Genomic DNA, 16,579 nt, shown 5'->3' on the forward strand with positions numbered 1-16,579 from the left:
CCCGCGATGCGATGTAACTGACCGATTGCAATCGCGGGGCAAGCCCGCTCCTACAAAAGACAGTTGCTCCCACAGGGCCGCATCGGCGGCCCTTCGGGTAGTGCATCAGGCAATCGGGATCAGCGGGTCGGCGGCAGCCAGTGCGGTGGCGCGGTCGGCTGCCGGCGGGTAGATCCAGGTGGTGTTGATCTGGGTCTTGAGGTCCTTGGCCTCCTTGCGCAGCAGCTTGACCTGGCGGTCCCAGCCTTCAGTGAACACCGCGCCCCAGGCGCCCAGGTCCAGGCAGGTGACGTACTTGGGCTGGCTGTAGGCAATGGGTTCGACACCGAGCAGATCGGCGGCGACGTTGTTGCCGCTGTGGCGCCCCAGGACGATGGCGTGCTGGCAGGACATGACCGCGTAGTTGCCCAACTCGTCGGTGGCGGCGTAGGCCACGTCGCCGGTGGCATAGACATGCTCCTGGCCCTTGACCTTGAGGTTGCGGTCCACGTGCAGGCGCCCTTGTGCATCGCGCTCGGCAGGCACTTGCGCAGTCAGCGAGCTGGCGCGCACGCCCACGGTCCAGATCACGGTGCTGGCTTCGATGCGCTCGCCATCGGCCAGGGTCACGCCGCCGGCATCCACGCCTGCCACCGAGGCATTGACCTTCCATTCCACGCCCAGCGCTTCGCACGCCTCGACGATCGTCGGGCTGATGCCTTCACCCAGTGCTGCGCCGATCTTGGCGCCGCGGTCGACGATGATCACCCGCACCTTGGCGTCGTCACCGAGGATGGCGCGCAGGCGGCCCGGCATTTCGGTGGCGGTCTCGATCCCGGTGAAGCCGCCGCCGGCGACTACCACGGTGTTGCGTGCCAGCGACGCCGGCTGGTTGGCCAGCGACTTGAGGTGCTGCTCAAGACGCGCCGCCGATTCGATCTGGTCGACGTCGAAGGCATGCGCGTCGAGACCGTCGATATTGGGGCGGAACACGCCGCTGCCGGCAGCCATGACCAGGCGGTCGTAGTTGATGTCGGTGCGCACGCCCTGGGCGTCGGTGTAGCTGACGCGCTTGGCGGCCACGTCGATCTGCTCGGCGGCGCCCTGGATGAAGTTCACGCCCACGGCGTTGAACAGGTCGCCCAGGGGCGCTTTCATCTGGTGGACATCCGGCTCGTAGAAGCGCGGACGGATGCGCAGTTCGGCTTGCGGCGCGAGGACGCTGATGGCGACATCGTTGCGGCCATGTTGATCCAGCAGGCGGGCGGCGCTCAATGCGCTCCAGACACCACCAAAACCTGCGCCGACAATCAGAATGTGCTGTTTCATTTTGCTGCTCCACATGAGTGAGATCGGTGTGGGGTGAGTCTCATCACCGCCGAACAACTACGACTCTATTGATCGTAGTTTGTGGGCGCAAGCATTTTTTTCTGCCGATCGCCGGGGCGATCCGGTTAACCTTGCCCGGAAACCGCTCTGTTTCCGGGTTTTCTCGAAGAGAATGACCTTCTTCAGGCTGAGGAAAGCCGATGTACGGTAGCGGTGGCGGACGGCTGGAGTCCGTTTGCGCAAAAAACACTGGTATTATTTGCGACAAAGTTAGTCGGAGATTGTCATGTCACTGTATAGCGCCGGGGTGGAGTACGGCATCCACTGCCTGGCCTTCCTGGTCGATGAACTGGGCGATAGCCGTGAAGCCAGCGTGCGCGACCTGGCGGAGTTGCAAGGGGTGCCCCAGGAGTACCTGGCCAAGGTCTTCACCAAACTGGCCAAGGCTGGGCTGGTGGTGGCCACCGAGGGGGTGCGCGGCGGTTTCAGGCTGGCGCGTCCCGCCGATGAGATCACTGTGCTGGATATCGTCACGGCCATCGACGGGCGCAAGATGATCTTCGAGTGCCGCGACGTGCGCGATCGCTGCGCGCTGTTCGACGGTTCGCCGCCGGACTGGGCGAGGGACGGCACCTGCTCCATTCATGCGGTGATGCTCACGGCGCAAAAGCGCATGGAAGAAGCGCTGGCCCAACAGACCATCCTGGATATCGCCCGCCGTGTGGGACGCAAGGCCCCGGCCGAGTTTTCCACGCGCTTGGCCAACTGGATGAATGACCGGCGTACGGGCAAGGCGGGCGGGGATATCCCGGTGGTCGACGTTTCCGACTGACCTGTGTGTGGGAGCGGCGGTGCGACGACTCGACTTGCCCCGCGATTGCGGTGTGACAGACGGACCGCAATCGCGGGGCAAGCCCGCTCCCACAGCTACCGTGCCGTGCCGTTACGTGGCTTGTAGAACAGGAAATCCCCGGTCTCGGAGGTCTTCACATAGGCCCGCGCCCAATCGGGCGACACCCTGCGGTCATGGAAGTACAGCGCCCCGTGGGTGCGATCCTGCAGTTGCCGGTTCAGGGCCTTGCGCGCGATTTCCTTGGCGATGGCGTAGCGGTTCTCTTCCTGGACCGAGTCGGAGCGCCCGTCACACCACCAGGAAAACTGGCAGTTGCCGGTTTCCTTGCCTTGCTTGACCACCCCGCACACGGTGTCCGGAAAGCCCTGGTGGCCGAGTCGGTTCATCACCACACTGGCCACCGCTTCCATGTCCCGTGCCTGGCCACCCTTGGATTCCCAATAGATGCTGCGGGCCAGGCACGTAATGGCATCGTCCAGCGCCGCCGCCCCGGCCGGGTCCACCGCTTGTACCTCGGTGCGGGTGATGGCCTTGGCGCCGGGCGCAGGCGGTGCGTCGGGCTGCACGACCGCCTTGTGCTCCAGCACCTGGGCTTTTTCTTCGGCAGCCCTGGCCGCAGGGTCGGCGGCAAATGTCAGCGGCCCCGAGAGGACCATGGCAAGGCAGGTTACAATCGTTAGCAGGCGCATGCTCGAACCCTTGGGTGGCAGGAAGGCCATGCCTTCCCGTTACAGGGTCGACCGCAGCGCGCTCAAAACATTCCAGCTGTTCGACGACGGGTGACTTCGCGCATCATGGGCGCAGTCCGTTCAAGGGAGATTTGCATGCGCGTCCAGTTATCCGTTCCGGGTCTTGCCGGCCTGGCATTGGCCCTGATGGCAGGTGCCGTCCAGGCCAGTGAGCCGTCGCAACTGATCGATGCGATCAACAGCTTCCGCAGCCAGCCGCAGAAATGCGGCAAGCAGGTCTCACTGGAACTGCCGCCGCTGGCCAGCGATCCGCGCCTGACGCTGCCGGCCACCGGCAGCGTCGACCTGAAGACGGCGCTGGCCCAGGCCAACTACCCAATGGTGAGTGTCCAGTCCATCACCCTCAACGGCCCGCCGGATGCCCAGGCGGCGATGAAGGCGGTGCAGGAAAGCTTCTGCCAGGTGGTGCTCGACCCGCAATTCGTCGATATCGCTGTCAGCCAGCAAGGCCGCGACTGGCGCATCGTCCTGGCGCGGCCGTTGCTGGCCGGACGCCTGGGCGACTGGCAGGCCGAAGGCCAGAAGCTGCTGGAAATGATCAACAGCGCCCGCAGCCAGCAGCGCCAGTGCGGCGCCAGGTCCTATGCCGCGACCACGCCGCTGGCCTGGAACGCTGTCCTGGCGGGCGTCGCCGAGTCACATACACGGGCCATGGCCAACCAGAACTTTCTCGATCACGTCGATCGCGATGGCCGCACGCCCGGCGACCGCGCGGAGCTTGCAGGCTATGCCGGCCAGGTGTCCGCCGAGAACATCGCGGCCGGCCAGGACACCGCCCGCAAGGTGGTCGACGGCTGGCTGGCCAGCCCCGGCCACTGCGCCAACCTGATGAACCCGCAGTACAAGGAATTGGGTGCCGCCTACGCGGTCGATCCCAAGAGCGATGCCGGGATCTACTGGACCGCGATGTTCGGCGCCCCGTAGGGGCCCGCTCAGCCGTGGTGCAGGTCGGTGCGCTTGAGCAGTTGCTTGCAGCGCTCGGACAGGTGCACCACGCGCAGTTGCTTGCCGTTGTTGCTGTAGCGTTCGCGCAGGGTCTTGAGCGCGGCAATGGCCGAGTAGTCGACGAACCTCAGGTGTTGGCAATCGAGTGTCACTCGCGCCGGGTCGTTGGCCGGGTCGAACTGGTTGAGGAACGGCGTGGTCGAGGCAAAGTACAAGGTGCCGTGCACCCGGTAGAGCTTGCTGCCGTCGGCTTCCTGGTGGCTGTCGGCATACAGCTCGCGGGCCTGCTGCCAGGCGAAATTGAGCGCGGCGATGACGATGCCGATCAGCACCGCCGTGGCCAGGTCGGTGAACACGGTCACCAGGGTCACCGCGATGATCGCCAGCATGTCGTGCCGCGGCACCTTGTGCAGCACCCGTAGCGAGGCCCAGGAGAATGTCTGCTGGGCGACCACGAACATCACCCCGACCAGCGCCGCCAGCGGAATCTGCTCGATCAGCGGCGAGAGGAACAGCACGAACAGCAGGATCATCACCCCGGCGACCACGCCGGACAGCCGGCCACGGCCACCGGAGCTGAGGTTGATCGCGGTCTGGCCGATCATGGCGCAACCGCCCATGCCGCCGAACAGGCCGGACGTCATGTTGGCCACACCCAGGGCCACGCACTCGCGGTTGGGATGGCCGCGGCTTTCGGTGATCTCGTCGGTGAGGTTGAGGGTCAGCAGGGTTTCCAGCAGGCCGACCAGGGCCATGAGGATCGCGTAGGGGGCAATGATCTTCAGGGTCTCGAGGCTCCAGGGGATGTCCGGCCAGGCCAGCTGCGGCAGGCCGCCGGCGATATGGGCCAGGTCGCCCAGGGTGCGGGTCGGCAGCTCGAGCAGGTAGACCCCGACGCCGACGCCGAGGATGGCGATCAGTGCCGGCGGCACGCTGCGGGTCAGGCGCGGCAACAGGTAGACGATAGCCATGGTCAGCGCCACCAGGCCGGCCATCAGGTACAGGGCCGAACCACCGAGCCAGGCGCCGTCATGCTTGAAGTGTTCGAGCTGGGCCAGGGCGATGATGATCGCCAGGCCGTTGACGAAGCCGAGCATCACCGGATACGGCACCATGCGCACCAGCTTGCCCAGGCGCAGCACGCCGAAGGCGATCATGATCAAGCCGCCGAGCAGCACCGTGGCCAGCAGGTACTGCACCCCGTGTTGCACCACCAGGGCGACGATGACCACGGCCATGGAGCCGGCCGCGCCGGAAATCATCCCCGGTCGGCCGCCGAGCAAGGCGGTGAGGGTGCAGATGATGAAGGCACCGTAGAGGCCCATCAGCGGATTGAGGTGCGCCACCAGGGCGAAGGCGATGCACTCGGGGACCAGGGCGAAGGACGTGGTCAGTCCTGCCAGGACATCGGCGCGCAGGGAGGTTGTTTTCATGGGGGGAGGGCTGTCGGGACGAAAAGGATGGGATGCTACGTAAAAAGCCGGGCACGGACCAGTATTCAAAGGGAGGTGGAATCGTGAAATTTGTGGTGGTTGGACAGCATAGAAGCGAGTACCCGCAGCCCATTACCTTTGCCAGGGGGGCTGAGTTGGTCATTGGTGAGCGTTATGACGGTGAGGAGGGCTGGGACAACTGGTTCTTCTGCACGACCCCGGGCCAGCAGGGCGGCTGGGTGCCGGGCCAGATCATCGAGCGGCTGGAGGGCGACCGGGGCAGGGCGCTGGAGGCTTACTGCGCCCGGGAGCTGGATGTGGAATCGGGCGACCGGCTGGAGGGTGACAGGCAGTTGAATGGCTGGGTGTGGTGTTGCAATACCAACACGGCCGAGGAAGGCTGGGTGCCGCTGGCGGTGTTGCGGCAGGTAGCCGAGGCCTGAAACGCCCCATCGCCGGCGTTACCGGCTCCCACAATGAATCTCGGCATGTCTCGGCCTTTGTGGGAGCTGGCGAAGCCTGCGATCGACCGCGCAGCGGTCACAAGCCTTCTGTCGCCAGAACCGACCGGCCCCAAGGGCTGCTGCGCAGCCATCGCCGGCGTTGCCGGCTCCCACATTGAATCTCGGCATGTCTCGGCCTTTGTGGGAGCTGGCGAAGCCTGCGATCGACCGCGCAGCGGTCACAAGCCTTCTGTCGCCAGAACCGACCGGCCCCAAGGGCTGCTGCGCAGCCATCGCCGGCGTTGCCGGCTCCCACAATGAACCTCGGCATGTCTCGGCCTTTGTGGGAGCTGGCGAAGCCTGCGAACGACCGCGCAGTGGTCGCCGTCCCTCAGTGCATCGCCGCCAGCATCAGCTCCAGGTTCTGCACCGCCGCCCCCGAGGCGCCCTTGCCCAGGTTGTCGAACACCGCGGTCAGCAACACCTGCCCATGGGCCTCGTTGGCAAACACCGCCAGGCGCAGGTCGTTGCTGTCGTTCACAGCTTGCGGATCCAGTTGCGCCGGCGCCTGGCCGAGCTCCAGTGGCGCCACCTGCACATAGCGTGAACCGTGGTAATGCTCGTGCAGGCTTTCATGCAGGCGGCCCGCCGTCACTCCCGCCGGCAGCAGGCGGGTCTGCAGGGCGATGGTCAGGGCAATGCCCTGGCGGTAGCTGCCATAGCTGGGCACGAACACCGGCCGTTGCGTCAGTCCGGCATGCTGCTGGATTTCCGGCACGTGCTTGTGATCCAGGTTCAGGCCATACACCAGCACACCCTGGCTCGCTTGTGCGCCGGGCGCTTCATGGCGATCGACGGCGGCACGGCCACCACCGGAATAGCCCGACACGGCATTGATGGTCAGCGGGTAGTCGGCCTGCACAAGCCCCGCGCTCACCAGCGGACGCAACAAGGCAATGGCGCCAGTGGGGTAGCAGCCGGGGTTGCTGACCCGTTTGGCCCGGGCGATGCGCTCGGCCTGCTGATCGTCCAGTTCCGGCAGGCCATAGACCCAGCCGGCACTGGTGCGGTGGGCGGAGCTGGCGTCGATCACCCGCACCGCCGGGTTGACGATGGCCGCCACCGCCTCCCGCGCCGGGTCGTCCGGCAGGCACAGGATCGCCACATCGGCGCTGTTGATCGCCTCGGCGCGGCGCGCCGGATCCTTGCGCTCGGCATCGGGCAGGGTCAGCAGGCGCAGGTCGCTGCGCCCGTGCAGGCGGCCGTGGATCTGCAGGCCGGTGGTGCCTTGGTCGCCATCGATAAAGACAAGGGGCTGGTGCATGGTGTTCTCGACGAATCAGTACAGGGAGTGCCTATGCTGGCGCCGATCTGGACGAAAGAAAATTTGAATATCATGATGGTGACATTCAACTTTTCTGAACGATAAAACCCCATGCGTGAAATCAGCCTCGACCGCCTGCGCACCCTGGTGGTGATCGCCGAGCTCGGCTCCTTCGCCCAGGCCGCCCGGGTGCTTAACCTGGCGCCGCCCACGGTCAGCCTGCACATCGCCGACCTGGAAGCGCGCATCGGCGCGCCATTGCTGTCGCGCAAGCGTGGGCAGATCCAGCCCACCACCATTGGCGAAACCTTGCTCGAGCGCGCGCGCCGCCTGCTGGCCGATGCCGAGCAGGCACTGGACGAAGTGCAGCGCCAGGTCCAGGGCCTGGGCGGGCGCGTGCGCCTGGGCGCCTCGACCGGCGCCATCGCCCATCTGCTGCCCCAGGCGCTGGACATTCTCGGTGTGCGGCACCCCGGCATCGATGTGCAGGTGCAGGTGCTGACCTCGCGCGAATCCCTGGTGCGCCTGCAGGACGGCACCCTCGACCTGGGCCTGGTGGCCTTGCCCCAGGGCGCGGTCAAGGGGGTGCAGATCCAGCCCTGGCGCCGCGACCCGATCATGGCTTTCATCCCCAGCAGCTGGGTACCGCCGGCGCGGGTTACGCCGGCCTGGCTGGCCGACCGCGCACTGATCCTCAATGACAACACCACTCAGTTGTCTCGGGTGACCGGCGACTGGTTCGCCAGCGCCGGCCTGCAACCGCAGGCACGCATCCAGCTCAACTACAACGATGCGATCAAAAGCCTGGTGGCCGCCGGCTACGGCGCCACCTTGCTGCCCCACGAAGCCAGCTCGCCGGAGCCGGATGGGCGCCTGTGCATGCGCCCGTTGCGCCCCGGGCTGTGGCGTCACCTGGGCATTGCCAGCCGCGAAGGGCAGGTGGAGCAGAGCACCCGCTTCGTGCTCCAGGTGCTGGTCGAACTGGCGCTGCAGGCCGGTCGCTAGACCAGGCGAATCGCGGTGCCAGGCTGCCACGGGCCTTCGCCCAGGCGCTCCAGGGCCAGGGCCTGGGCCTTGCGTTGCAACTGGTCGAGGTGGCGGTCGCGCTGCTTCTCGGCGTCGACCATGGCTCGCTTGCCGTGCTGCTTGAGCAGGTAGCTGTGAATCTGCTGGATTTCCAGGGTGCGATAGATCGGCGCCACGTCGAGCACCGCCACCAGGCCTGCGCTTGCATGGTCGCGGGTGTTCATCAGCACCTGTGGCCCGCGCGCGCCGATCACCTGGAAGCCCAGGGCCTCGAAGCACTCCACCTTGCCTGGCGCGCAGGCCAGTTCGGCATGGGGGTAGCGTGCGGTCATCTGCTGCAGCAGCGCACGGGCGACACCTTGGCGACGGTGCTGGCTGTGCACGGCGAGGTAGGCGACGGTGCAGGCCTGGGGGTCGTCCTGCAGGGGCAGGTAGAGGAGAAAGCCAATGACGCTGTCCGGATCGTCGACATCGCAGGCGACCACCAGCTCGACCTTGAGCTCACCGGCACCGTTCATGGCATCCAGGTAGCGATGCACTTCAAAGCCGATGCCGTACTGGTAGAGGTTGTACAGCGGGTTGCTCGGGGGGATGCCGACAGCGCTGATGTCGCTGAGGTAGTCGACCACCATCTGCAGGATCTGGCTCTTGATCGACTCCCCGGGCGGGGCGACAAAATGGGTGAGGGCGGGCATCGGGGCAACTCCAGAACAAATAAAGGGCCGGTGATTTGGCTTGGGGTGCAAGTCTACAGGTCTACCGGCCTGCTTGCTTGCGACCTTCCATCTTGCGCCCGGGCCATTGCGCTGAACTTCGGGCAGTGGCGGGCCTCACTTGTTTACAAGGGCGATGTCGCCCGCTGAACCACTGACGGCAGGAACCCGACCATGAGCGTGTCGATTGCATCAACTGTGCAAACCGCGGGGCCATGGGAGGCCCGATCTGCGTTGCAACAACGCTATCAGAACCTGCTCCAGGGGGCGGTGGGCGACAGCCATGAATGGCTCCTCGCGCAACTGCAACGCGCCGAGGCCTTGCCCGATGAGTTGCCAGCCAATCCCGCGGACCTCGGACAGTGGGGCACCCAGCGGGCGGCCGCTGTGGCCCGGCACTATGCCGATTACCTGGCCATCCGCAAAGCTGGCGCGCCACGGCGCTATTTCAGCAACCGCGCCCATGCCTTGTACTTTCTCCAGCAGGTAGCGCCGACCAAGGCGGTGGATGGTGCCTGGTTGTACGGCACCTTGCGTCATTGGCCTGATCCGCGCTTTCACGGTTTGATCCGCACCTACCTGGAGGAACTGGGTGAGGGTGACCCGGCAAGCAACCATGTGCTGATTTATCGTCGCCTGCTCAGCGAGCTGGGTTGTCACCAGGACTTGCCCCTGAGCGCGGAGCATTACCTGCAGGGCACGCTGCAACTGGCCCTGGGCTTGAACACCGAGGCCTTTTTGCCGGAGCTGATCGGCTATAACCTCGGCTACGAGCAGTTGCCCTTGCACTTGTTGATCAGCGCCTACGAGCTGGATGAGCTGGGTATCGATCCGCACTATTTTCGCCTGCATGTGACCATCGACAACGCCAGCAGCGGCCATGCCTGCAAAGCGCTGCAGGCCTTGCGGCAGCTGTGGCCGCAGCAGGGCGGCACGCCGTTCTATCAACGTGTGGCCCGCGGTTATCGCCTCAACGACCTGGGGCCGGGGGCACAGGCGATCATCGACAGCTTCGATCTCGAAGCCGAGTTGCTGGCCTCCCTGGAGCGCAAGCGCGGGTTCGGCCAGCACATGCACTCGGACTACTGTCGCATCGAAGGGCGCACGGTCAATCAATGGCTGGCGCACACCAATCTGCTCAGCGGCTTTCTCGCCGTGTTGCAGCGCAAGGGCTGGATCAGGCGGGACCGGGACCCGGGCCAGAGTCGTTTCTGGCGATTGGTCGACGGACCGGGTGCAGCCATGTTCGGCGTATTCGACCCTTACGAGAAACAGTTGCTGCATGACTGGATCGCTGGCACCTGGCAGCCTCTGGCCAAACCAACGCGCATGCCGACACTCAAGGTCGATCCATTGATCGACGATGAGCAGGAACAGGCCCTGGAGGCAACCCTGCAGGCGCTGCCGCCACAAACCCGCATCGAGCAACTGATCAAGGACATGAGCGGCAACCGCCATGCCTTGCCCCGTGGCCTGTGGGCGACGCGCCGGTTCGCGCAGATGACCGGCTTGCACCGTTAAGGAGCGCACGATGCTACTGGACCAGGTTCAACGTCAGGCCGATCAGGCCCTGCTGCAACTGGGGAGGCGGCTGCAGGCCGACGGCTACCGCTTTACCTGCGTAACGCCCTTGACCCAGCATCGCAACAATATTCGTGCCGGGAACGAACAGGCGCAGACCCTGCGCGATATCTTCGGTTGGAACCGGGCGTTCAACCCGGCCGTGCTATCGGCGGACGAACGGGCGCAGATGCAACGGGCAGGTATCGTCGAACACCTGGGCGACCTCTGGCGCAGCCGGGTGCGCTGGTCGAACCTGGGAACCTTGCTACTGGTGCATTCAAGCTACCCTACCGACAGCGTCGATGCCGTGTTCTTCGGCCCCGACAGTTATCGCTTTGCCCGGGTCATCGAAGCCCACCTGCGTGAGCGTACGACCGCCCTCGACCATGCCGTGGATATCGGCTGCGGTGCCGGCATTGGCGCGTTGCTGATCGCCCGGGCACGGCGTCATGCCCAGGTCTGTGCCCTGGACATCAACCCCCGGGCCTTGCGTCTGACCGCGATCAATGTTGCCCTGGCGCAACTGGCCAATGTCTCGGTGGAGCACAGCGACGTGCTCGATGGCGTGACCGGACGGTTCGACCTGATCGTTGCCAATCCACCCTACATGCTCGATGCCGGCGAACGTGCCTATCGCCATGGTGGTGGCGTCCTGGGCGAACAGCTGTCGCTGCGTATCGTCGAGCAAGCCTTGCCGCGCCTGGCGCCGGGCGGCACCTTGCTGCTGTACACAGGTGTTGCCATGGTCGAGGGCCGTGACCCTTTCCTGGCGCAGGTGCAAGGTACCCTGGTCGATCCGCGCTGGGCCTGGCGCTACGAGGAGCTGGACCCGGATGTGTTTGGCGAACAACTGCTTGAACCCGGCTACCAGCAGGTCGAGCGGATCGCCGCGGTGATGCTGTGCGTGACGCGACGATGACCAGGCCTTGTACCTTCGGCATCGAGGAGGAGTACCTGCTGGTGGAGCTGGCCAGCGGCCAGGCAGTTGCCAGGCCCGGGGCCGGCATCATCGCGCTGTGCCGCCAGGTGCTGGGCGCGCACTTCGCCCAGGAGATGTTCCGCAGTCAGATCGAAGTGGCCTCGCCGGTGTTCGACAGCCTGGCCCAGGCCAGTGATTTCCTCCAGCACCGCCGCAAGCAACTGGCCAGGGCGCTGGCGGCCGAAGGCATCGGACTGCTCGCCGCGGGCAGTCACCCCATGGGCGGCTGGCGCCAACAGCAACCAGCAGACGGGGCGCATCATCGGCAACTGTTCGAGGACTACCAGCAGGTCGCACGCCGAAGCCTGTTGTGTGGCCTGCATATCCATGTCGGGGTGGCGCAAGGCGTTGACCGGATCAGGTTGATCAACCAGTTGCTGCCCTGGACACCCCTGTTGTTGCTGCTCAGCGCATCATCGCCTTTCTGGGAAGGCGAACCCAGCGGCTACCAGAGTTACCGCCGGGTCGCCTGTGGAGAGTGGCCGCACATGGGGCTGCCGGAACGCCTCGGCGACTGGCAGGCCTACCAGCGTTACCTGCAGCTGCTACGCCGTACGGGATCGCTGCGCGAAGACAACGATTTTTGGTGGGCCGTTCGCCCGTCGCGACGCTTCCCTACGGTGGAGTTGCGGATCGCCGATGCCTGTCCCCGGCTTGAGGATGCGCTGTGCATTGCCGGTGTGTTTCGCCGCATGGTCGAACATTGCCTGAACCACCCGCAGGACGCTGCGCTGACCCGTGAGCAGTACTGGATCGCCGGGCAGAACTACTGGCGTGCCATGCGCCATGGGCGCCATGGCCCGTACATCTGTCTGCCGGGTGAGGGGCAGGGCAGTGCGCAGCAATGGCTGGCGCAGGCGCGGCAGCGCTTCGACGCCGGGCCCTGTGACAGCGAGCGCAGTTTTGACCGGGCCGAGCAGATCTTGCGCGAGGGCACCAGTGCCGACTGGCAACTGGCGACGTATGAGCGTTGCCAGCAACGGCCGCAGGGGGCGTTGCTGGCGGTGGTCGAGGGGTTGGTGGCAATGACGGGGTGTTGTTGATCTGCGACCGTGGCGGCCTCATCGCCGGCGATGCCGGCTCCCACATCCCCTGTGGGAACCACCGCTTTTGTGGGAGCTGGCGTAGCCAGCGATAGCCTTACCCCGATCGCTCGCGCTTGCGCAGCGCCGTCACCGTCTCGCCGCCGACCCCCCAGTTGTCGGTGGGCACTTCTTCGATGACCACGAAGGTCGAGGCTGGCGGCTTGTTCAGTACCCGATACAACAGCTCGGTAGTGCCTTCGATCAGCTCGCGTTTCTGTTCGGCGCTGACGCCTTCCTGGGTAACCCGGATGTGTACATAAGGCATGACAGTCTTCCTCCGTTTGCTTACCAGACACCGGTGGCTGAACCGCCGTCCACGGCGATCACGGTACCGGTCACGAATGTCGAGTCGGTCAGGTACAGCACCGCATCGACCACATCCTCGGGCTTGCCGATCTGCCCGGTGGGCGCCAGGGCCTTGAGCGCTTCGCGGGTCTGCGGGTCGTCGCCATGCAGCGGGGTGTCGATGATCCCCGGGGCCACGGCATTGACCTGCACCTGCGCAGGCGCCAGTTCCAGCGCCAGGGCACGTACCGCCTGGTTCAGGCCGCCCTTGATCAGCACCGGCAGCAGCGCCGGCACCTTGCTGTTCGGTTGCAGGGCGATGGAGGCGGTGATCGAGACGATATGCCCGGCGCCATTGGCGGCCATGTGCTGAGCGGCGACCTGCGCCGGGTAGACGAAGCCCTTGAGGTTGGTATCGACGATAGCCTCGATATCGGCCGGCGTGTAGTCGGCCACCGGCTTGGCGATGAAGATGCCGGCGTTGTTGATCAGGATATCCACCTTGCCGAAGGCTTCGATGGCCTGGTCGAACAGCTTGCGTGCGGTCTCGGGCCGGGCGATGTCGCCTTCGACCAGCAGGAAGTTGGCCGGGTTGCCCAGGGACGCCGCAGCCTCTTGCAGGCGGGCCAGGGTGCGGGCGTTGCCGACCACATTGTCGCCGCGCTCAAGGTAGGCCTTGGCGATGGCGAAACCCAGGCCGCTGGAGGCGCCGGTGACGATGACGGTTTTGGCTGTGTGCATGATCGAGTCTCCGTAAAGCCGGGCGACAGGTCCGGCTGATGGAGCTCAGGTTAATTGGCAAGCAGGTCTTGAAAAATGGTGTGAATGTAATTTGAATTGATACCTGGTGTAATCAATGAGGTGCTCATGACCCGGGTATTCGACGATCTGCAACTGGGCAGCATCGAGCTGTTTTGCCTGGCGGCCGAAACCGGCAGCTTTACCGCCGCCGCCAACCAGGCCGGGGTCACGCCGGCGGCGGTCAGCCGTTCGGTGGCGCGCCTGGAAGAGCGCCTGGGCGTGCGATTATTCGTGCGCACCACCCGGCAGATGCGCCTGACCGAGGGCGGACGCGGCTACTACGAGCAGTGCCGGCAGGCGCTGACCCAACTGATCGATGCCGAACGCGAAGTCAGCGGCGCCCAGGCGGTGCCGGCGGGTTTGCTGCGCATCAGCCTGCCCACGCCCTATGCCCATTACCGCCTGCTGCCGCGCCTGCCACAATTTCGCCAGCGCTACCCGCAGGTGCGTATCGACGTGCATGTCAGTAACCGCAATATCGATTTTGCCGAGGAGGGCTACGACCTGGCGATCCGTGGGCGCGCACCGGCCGATTCACGGCTGGTGGCCCGGCGCCTGGAGGAGGCCGAGCTGGTGGTGGTCGCCACCCCCGACTACCTGCGTCGCGCCGGCATCCCAGCCACGCCGGACGACCTGCTCGGGCATGAGTGCATCCAGTTCGAACTGCCCAGCACCGGGCGCACCACGCCCTGGTCGTTCCAGGTCGCAGGCAAGTGGGTCGAAGTGCAGACCTCGGGCAGCTACACCTGCCTGGAGGATTTTCTCGCCACCGCCACCCTGGTGAAATACGGCGCCGGGCTGATGCAGGCCTACCGCTTCACCGTGCAGCAGGAGCTGGACAGCGGCCAACTGGTCGAGGTGCTCGGCGACTATGGCGGCACCTCGCGGCCCTTCATGCTCATCTACCCCCATGCCCGGCATGTGCCGTTGCGGGTCAGGGCGATGATCGATTTTCTGTTGCAGGGCGAGGCTGGGTGAAGCGCGCCCGGTAGTCGCTGGGGGTGACGCCCAGGCGGCGCACGAAGGCCCGGCGAAAGCCGTCGATGTTGGCGTAGCCCACCGCGTCGGCCAGACGCTTCAAGGGGATATCCGACTCTTCGACCAGGCGCCGGGCACTGTCGATGCGCGCCAGCTCCACGAACTCGGCCGGGGTGGAGCCGGCCTCCAGCTTGAACACCCGGGCGAAGTTGCGCTCGCTCATGCCGGCGCGGGCGGCCAGGGCCGGGACGCTGAGGTCGTCCTTGAGGTGGGCCAGTATGTAGGCCTGCACGGCGCTGATGGCCGATTTTTCGGCGGTCTGCGCCGCCAGGTGGGCGCTGAACTGCGACTGGCCACCGGGGCGCTTGAAGAACATCACCATTTCCCGCGCCACCCGCAAGGCCAGCTCGCGGCCGTGGTCTTCCTCGACCATGGCCAGGGCCAGGTCCATGCCCGCAGTCACGCCCGCCGAGGTGTACAGGCTGCCGTCCTTGACATAGATGCTGTCGGCCTCGACCTCGGTGTCGGGGTTTTCCCGGGCCAGGCGCGCGCTGCTGTTCCAGTGGGTGGTCACCCGCCGTCCGCGCAGGATGCCGGCGGCGGCCAGGGCGAAGGCACCGGTGCACACTGAGCCGATGCGTCGTACCGAGCCTGCCTGGCGTTGCAGCCATTGTTGCAGGGCCGGGTTGCCGACGATCTCGTCGATTTGCGGGCCGCCGGCCACCAGCAGGGTATCGAGCCTGGCCTTGTGGGTGTCCACCGTGGCGTCCACCGCCAGGCGCAGGCCGCTGCTGGTCTTGATCAGGCCGGGTTCGGTGCCGATCACCTCGACCCGGTAGGCGCGGGGGTTGCCCAGTTGTTTCGCCGCTTCGGCGAAGACATCGGCGGGGCCGACGATATCCAGCATTTGCACACGGGGAAAAGCCAGAAGGGCGATGCGCATGGGGGTTGTCCGTTGGGGTCGAGAGGTTGGCGGAAAACGTCGTTATGTGGCTATTTCAGCCAAGACGATCATGGCAGAAACTACCCCTAACGACAAATCAAGCCAGGAGTCAGCCGTCATGAACACTGCCACCATTCCCGCCCTGGAGCCTGCTCACAGCCAGGTTGCCAGCAGCGTCTCGATCAAGCACCTGCCGGTCAACCTGTTCGGCTCGGTCATGGGCCTGGCCGGTCTGGGCCTGGCCTGGCGCCTGGCGCACCAGTACTTCGGCGTCAGCCCGCTGATCGGCGAAGCCATCGCCCTGTTCGCCAGTCTGGTGTTCGTGGTGCTCGCTGCAGGTTACCTCACCAAACTGGTACGCCATCGCCAGGCGGTGGTCAACGAGTTCAAGCACCCGATCGCCGGCAACTTCTTCGGCACCATCGTTATTGCCCTGTTGCTGCTGTCGGTGGTGGCAGCGCCCTACAGCGAAGGCTTCGCCCAGCTGTTGTGGAGCGTGGCCAGCCTGCTGGCCGTGGCCCTGGGGGGGCTGGTGCTGTCGCGCTTGCTCAAGGGCAAGCAGGACCTGCAACACGCGGTGCCGGCCTGGCTCATTCCGGGCGTTGCCACCCTCGACATCGCCGTGACCGGTGCGCACATGCCCATGGCCTGGGCGAGCGAGCTGAACCTGCTGGCCATGGCGGTGGGGGCGGCCCTGGCCCTGGTGTTCTTCACCAGCATCTTCCCGCGCCTGGTGCACCAGGACGCCCTGGCCAAGGGCATGGTGCCTTCGCTGATGATCCTGGTGGCGCCGTTTGAAGTGGGCTTTCTGGCCTACACCAACCTGTTCGGCGAGGTCGACCGGTTTGCCGGCATGCTGTTCTACTTCGGCCTGTTCCTGGCCGTGGTGCTGGGCTTCAAGGTGTTTCGCCGCGATGTGCCGTTTGCCCCTTCGTGGTGGGCCATCAGCTTCCCGCTGGCCGCGCTGAGCAATGCCGCCTTCAAATATGCCCATGCCCAGGGCGGAGTGGCACTGCAAGGGCTGGCCTGGGTGATCCTGATCCTGCTGACCATCGCCCTGGCGGTACTGACGGTGAAAACCCTGGCCAGCCTGTTCCGTGGTCAACTGCTCAGCGCCTGATGGCCTGAACCGACGCGAGCCTGCAACGGGC

The 16,579-nt window shown here is 65.7% G+C and carries 17 protein-coding genes; 9 read left to right on the forward strand and 8 right to left on the reverse strand.

The features are described 5' to 3' along the window. Window positions 1-105 precede the first annotated feature (105 nt). Window positions 106-1,308 (reverse strand): NAD(P)/FAD-dependent oxidoreductase, encoded by a 1,203-nt coding sequence (locus M2D63_RS22715; protein WP_285865306.1) that lies wholly within the window; start codon window positions 1,306-1,308, stop codon window positions 106-108. Window positions 1,309-1,594: 286 nt separating this feature from the next. Between M2D63_RS22715 and M2D63_RS22720 the strand changes: the two genes are divergently transcribed. Continuing rightward, a complete protein-coding gene (locus M2D63_RS22720) occupies window positions 1,595-2,140 on the forward strand; it encodes an Rrf2 family transcriptional regulator (RefSeq protein ID WP_285865307.1) in 546 nt (181 codons plus the stop codon). 95 nt (window positions 2,141-2,235) lie between these two features. On the opposite strand, the gene M2D63_RS22725 is transcribed toward M2D63_RS22720, so the two are convergent. Continuing rightward, on the reverse strand, window positions 2,236-2,850 hold the full coding sequence (locus M2D63_RS22725) for a cell wall hydrolase (protein WP_285865308.1): 615 nt from the start codon (window positions 2,848-2,850) through the stop codon (window positions 2,236-2,238). 135 nt (window positions 2,851-2,985) lie between these two features. Here M2D63_RS22725 and M2D63_RS22730 point away from each other — a divergent pair, with 135 nt between their 5' ends. Next, window positions 2,986-3,834, forward strand: a complete 849-nt coding sequence (locus tag M2D63_RS22730) for a CAP domain-containing protein (protein ID WP_405310793.1) — start codon at window positions 2,986-2,988, stop codon at window positions 3,832-3,834. Window positions 3,835-3,842: 8 nt separating this feature from the next. On the opposite strand, the gene M2D63_RS22735 is transcribed toward M2D63_RS22730, so the two are convergent. Further along, a complete protein-coding gene (locus M2D63_RS22735; protein WP_285865309.1) occupies window positions 3,843-5,288 on the reverse strand; it encodes a SulP family inorganic anion transporter in 1,446 nt (481 codons plus the stop codon). An 83-nt stretch (window positions 5,289-5,371) separates the two neighbouring features. Between M2D63_RS22735 and M2D63_RS22740 the strand changes: the two genes are divergently transcribed. Then, window positions 5,372-5,731 (forward strand): SH3 domain-containing protein, encoded by a 360-nt coding sequence (locus tag M2D63_RS22740; RefSeq protein WP_285865310.1) that lies wholly within the window; start codon window positions 5,372-5,374, stop codon window positions 5,729-5,731. Between the two features lie 391 nt (window positions 5,732-6,122). On the opposite strand, the gene argC is transcribed toward M2D63_RS22740, so the two are convergent. Further along, window positions 6,123-7,055, reverse strand: coding sequence for an N-acetyl-gamma-glutamyl-phosphate reductase (gene argC, locus M2D63_RS22745; protein ID WP_285865311.1), 933 nt, complete (start codon window positions 7,053-7,055; stop codon window positions 6,123-6,125). 111 nt (window positions 7,056-7,166) lie between these two features. On the opposite strand from argC, the gene M2D63_RS22750 reads away from it, so the two are divergent. Further along, on the forward strand, window positions 7,167-8,060 hold the full coding sequence (locus tag M2D63_RS22750; RefSeq protein ID WP_285865312.1) for a LysR family transcriptional regulator: 894 nt from the start codon (window positions 7,167-7,169) through the stop codon (window positions 8,058-8,060). Here the strand turns inward: M2D63_RS22750 and M2D63_RS22755 are convergent. After that, window positions 8,057-8,776, reverse strand: coding sequence for a GNAT family N-acetyltransferase (locus M2D63_RS22755; RefSeq protein WP_285865313.1), 720 nt, complete (start codon window positions 8,774-8,776; stop codon window positions 8,057-8,059). The two genes, M2D63_RS22750 and M2D63_RS22755, sit on opposite strands and share 4 nt — an antisense overlap. Window positions 8,777-8,968: 192 nt before the next feature. Here M2D63_RS22755 and M2D63_RS22760 point away from each other — a divergent pair, with 192 nt between their 5' ends. Genes M2D63_RS22760 through M2D63_RS22770 form a run of 3 tightly spaced genes read left to right on the forward strand, consistent with a single transcriptional unit; the run spans window position 8,969 to window position 12,379 of the window. Beyond that, window positions 8,969-10,315, forward strand: a complete 1,347-nt coding sequence (locus tag M2D63_RS22760; protein ID WP_285865314.1) for an iron-containing redox enzyme family protein — start codon at window positions 8,969-8,971, stop codon at window positions 10,313-10,315. 10 nt (window positions 10,316-10,325) lie between these two features. Then, on the forward strand, window positions 10,326-11,276 hold the full coding sequence (locus tag M2D63_RS22765) for a class I SAM-dependent methyltransferase (protein WP_285865315.1): 951 nt from the start codon (window positions 10,326-10,328) through the stop codon (window positions 11,274-11,276). Next, window positions 11,273-12,379, forward strand: coding sequence for a carboxylate-amine ligase (locus tag M2D63_RS22770; protein WP_285865316.1), 1,107 nt, complete (start codon window positions 11,273-11,275; stop codon window positions 12,377-12,379). The genes M2D63_RS22765 and M2D63_RS22770 overlap by 4 nt, the downstream gene beginning before the upstream one ends. A 97-nt stretch (window positions 12,380-12,476) precedes the next feature. Here M2D63_RS22770 and M2D63_RS22775 read toward each other — a convergent pair whose 3' ends face one another. Together M2D63_RS22775 and M2D63_RS22780 are read right to left on the reverse strand one after the other, a co-directional pair. Further along, window positions 12,477-12,686, reverse strand: coding sequence for a 4-oxalocrotonate tautomerase family protein (locus tag M2D63_RS22775; protein ID WP_285865317.1), 210 nt, complete (start codon window positions 12,684-12,686; stop codon window positions 12,477-12,479). Window positions 12,687-12,706: 20 nt separating this feature from the next. Then, window positions 12,707-13,447, reverse strand: coding sequence for an SDR family NAD(P)-dependent oxidoreductase (locus M2D63_RS22780; protein WP_285865319.1), 741 nt, complete (start codon window positions 13,445-13,447; stop codon window positions 12,707-12,709). Window positions 13,448-13,573: 126 nt separating this feature from the next. On the opposite strand from M2D63_RS22780, the gene M2D63_RS22785 reads away from it, so the two are divergent. After that, entirely contained in the window at window positions 13,574-14,485 is a 912-nt protein-coding gene (locus tag M2D63_RS22785; protein ID WP_285865320.1) for a LysR family transcriptional regulator, read from the forward strand. Here M2D63_RS22785 and M2D63_RS22790 read toward each other — a convergent pair. After that, the gene (locus tag M2D63_RS22790; protein WP_285865321.1) at window positions 14,442-15,428 is read right to left on the reverse strand and encodes a GlxA family transcriptional regulator; all 987 of its coding nucleotides are present in this window, start codon (window positions 15,426-15,428) and stop codon (window positions 14,442-14,444) included. The genes M2D63_RS22785 and M2D63_RS22790 overlap by 44 nt on opposite strands. Before the next feature lie 118 nt (window positions 15,429-15,546). Here M2D63_RS22790 and M2D63_RS22795 point away from each other — a divergent pair, with 118 nt between their 5' ends. Then, window positions 15,547-16,548, forward strand: coding sequence for an SLAC1 anion channel family protein (locus M2D63_RS22795; RefSeq protein ID WP_285865322.1), 1,002 nt, complete (start codon window positions 15,547-15,549; stop codon window positions 16,546-16,548). The last annotated feature ends 31 nt before the right edge of the window (window positions 16,549-16,579 follow it).

This window comes from Pseudomonas sp. BJa5, assembly GCF_030272875.2.
In the GTDB taxonomy this organism is placed as follows: Bacteria; Pseudomonadota; Gammaproteobacteria; order Pseudomonadales; family Pseudomonadaceae; genus Aquipseudomonas.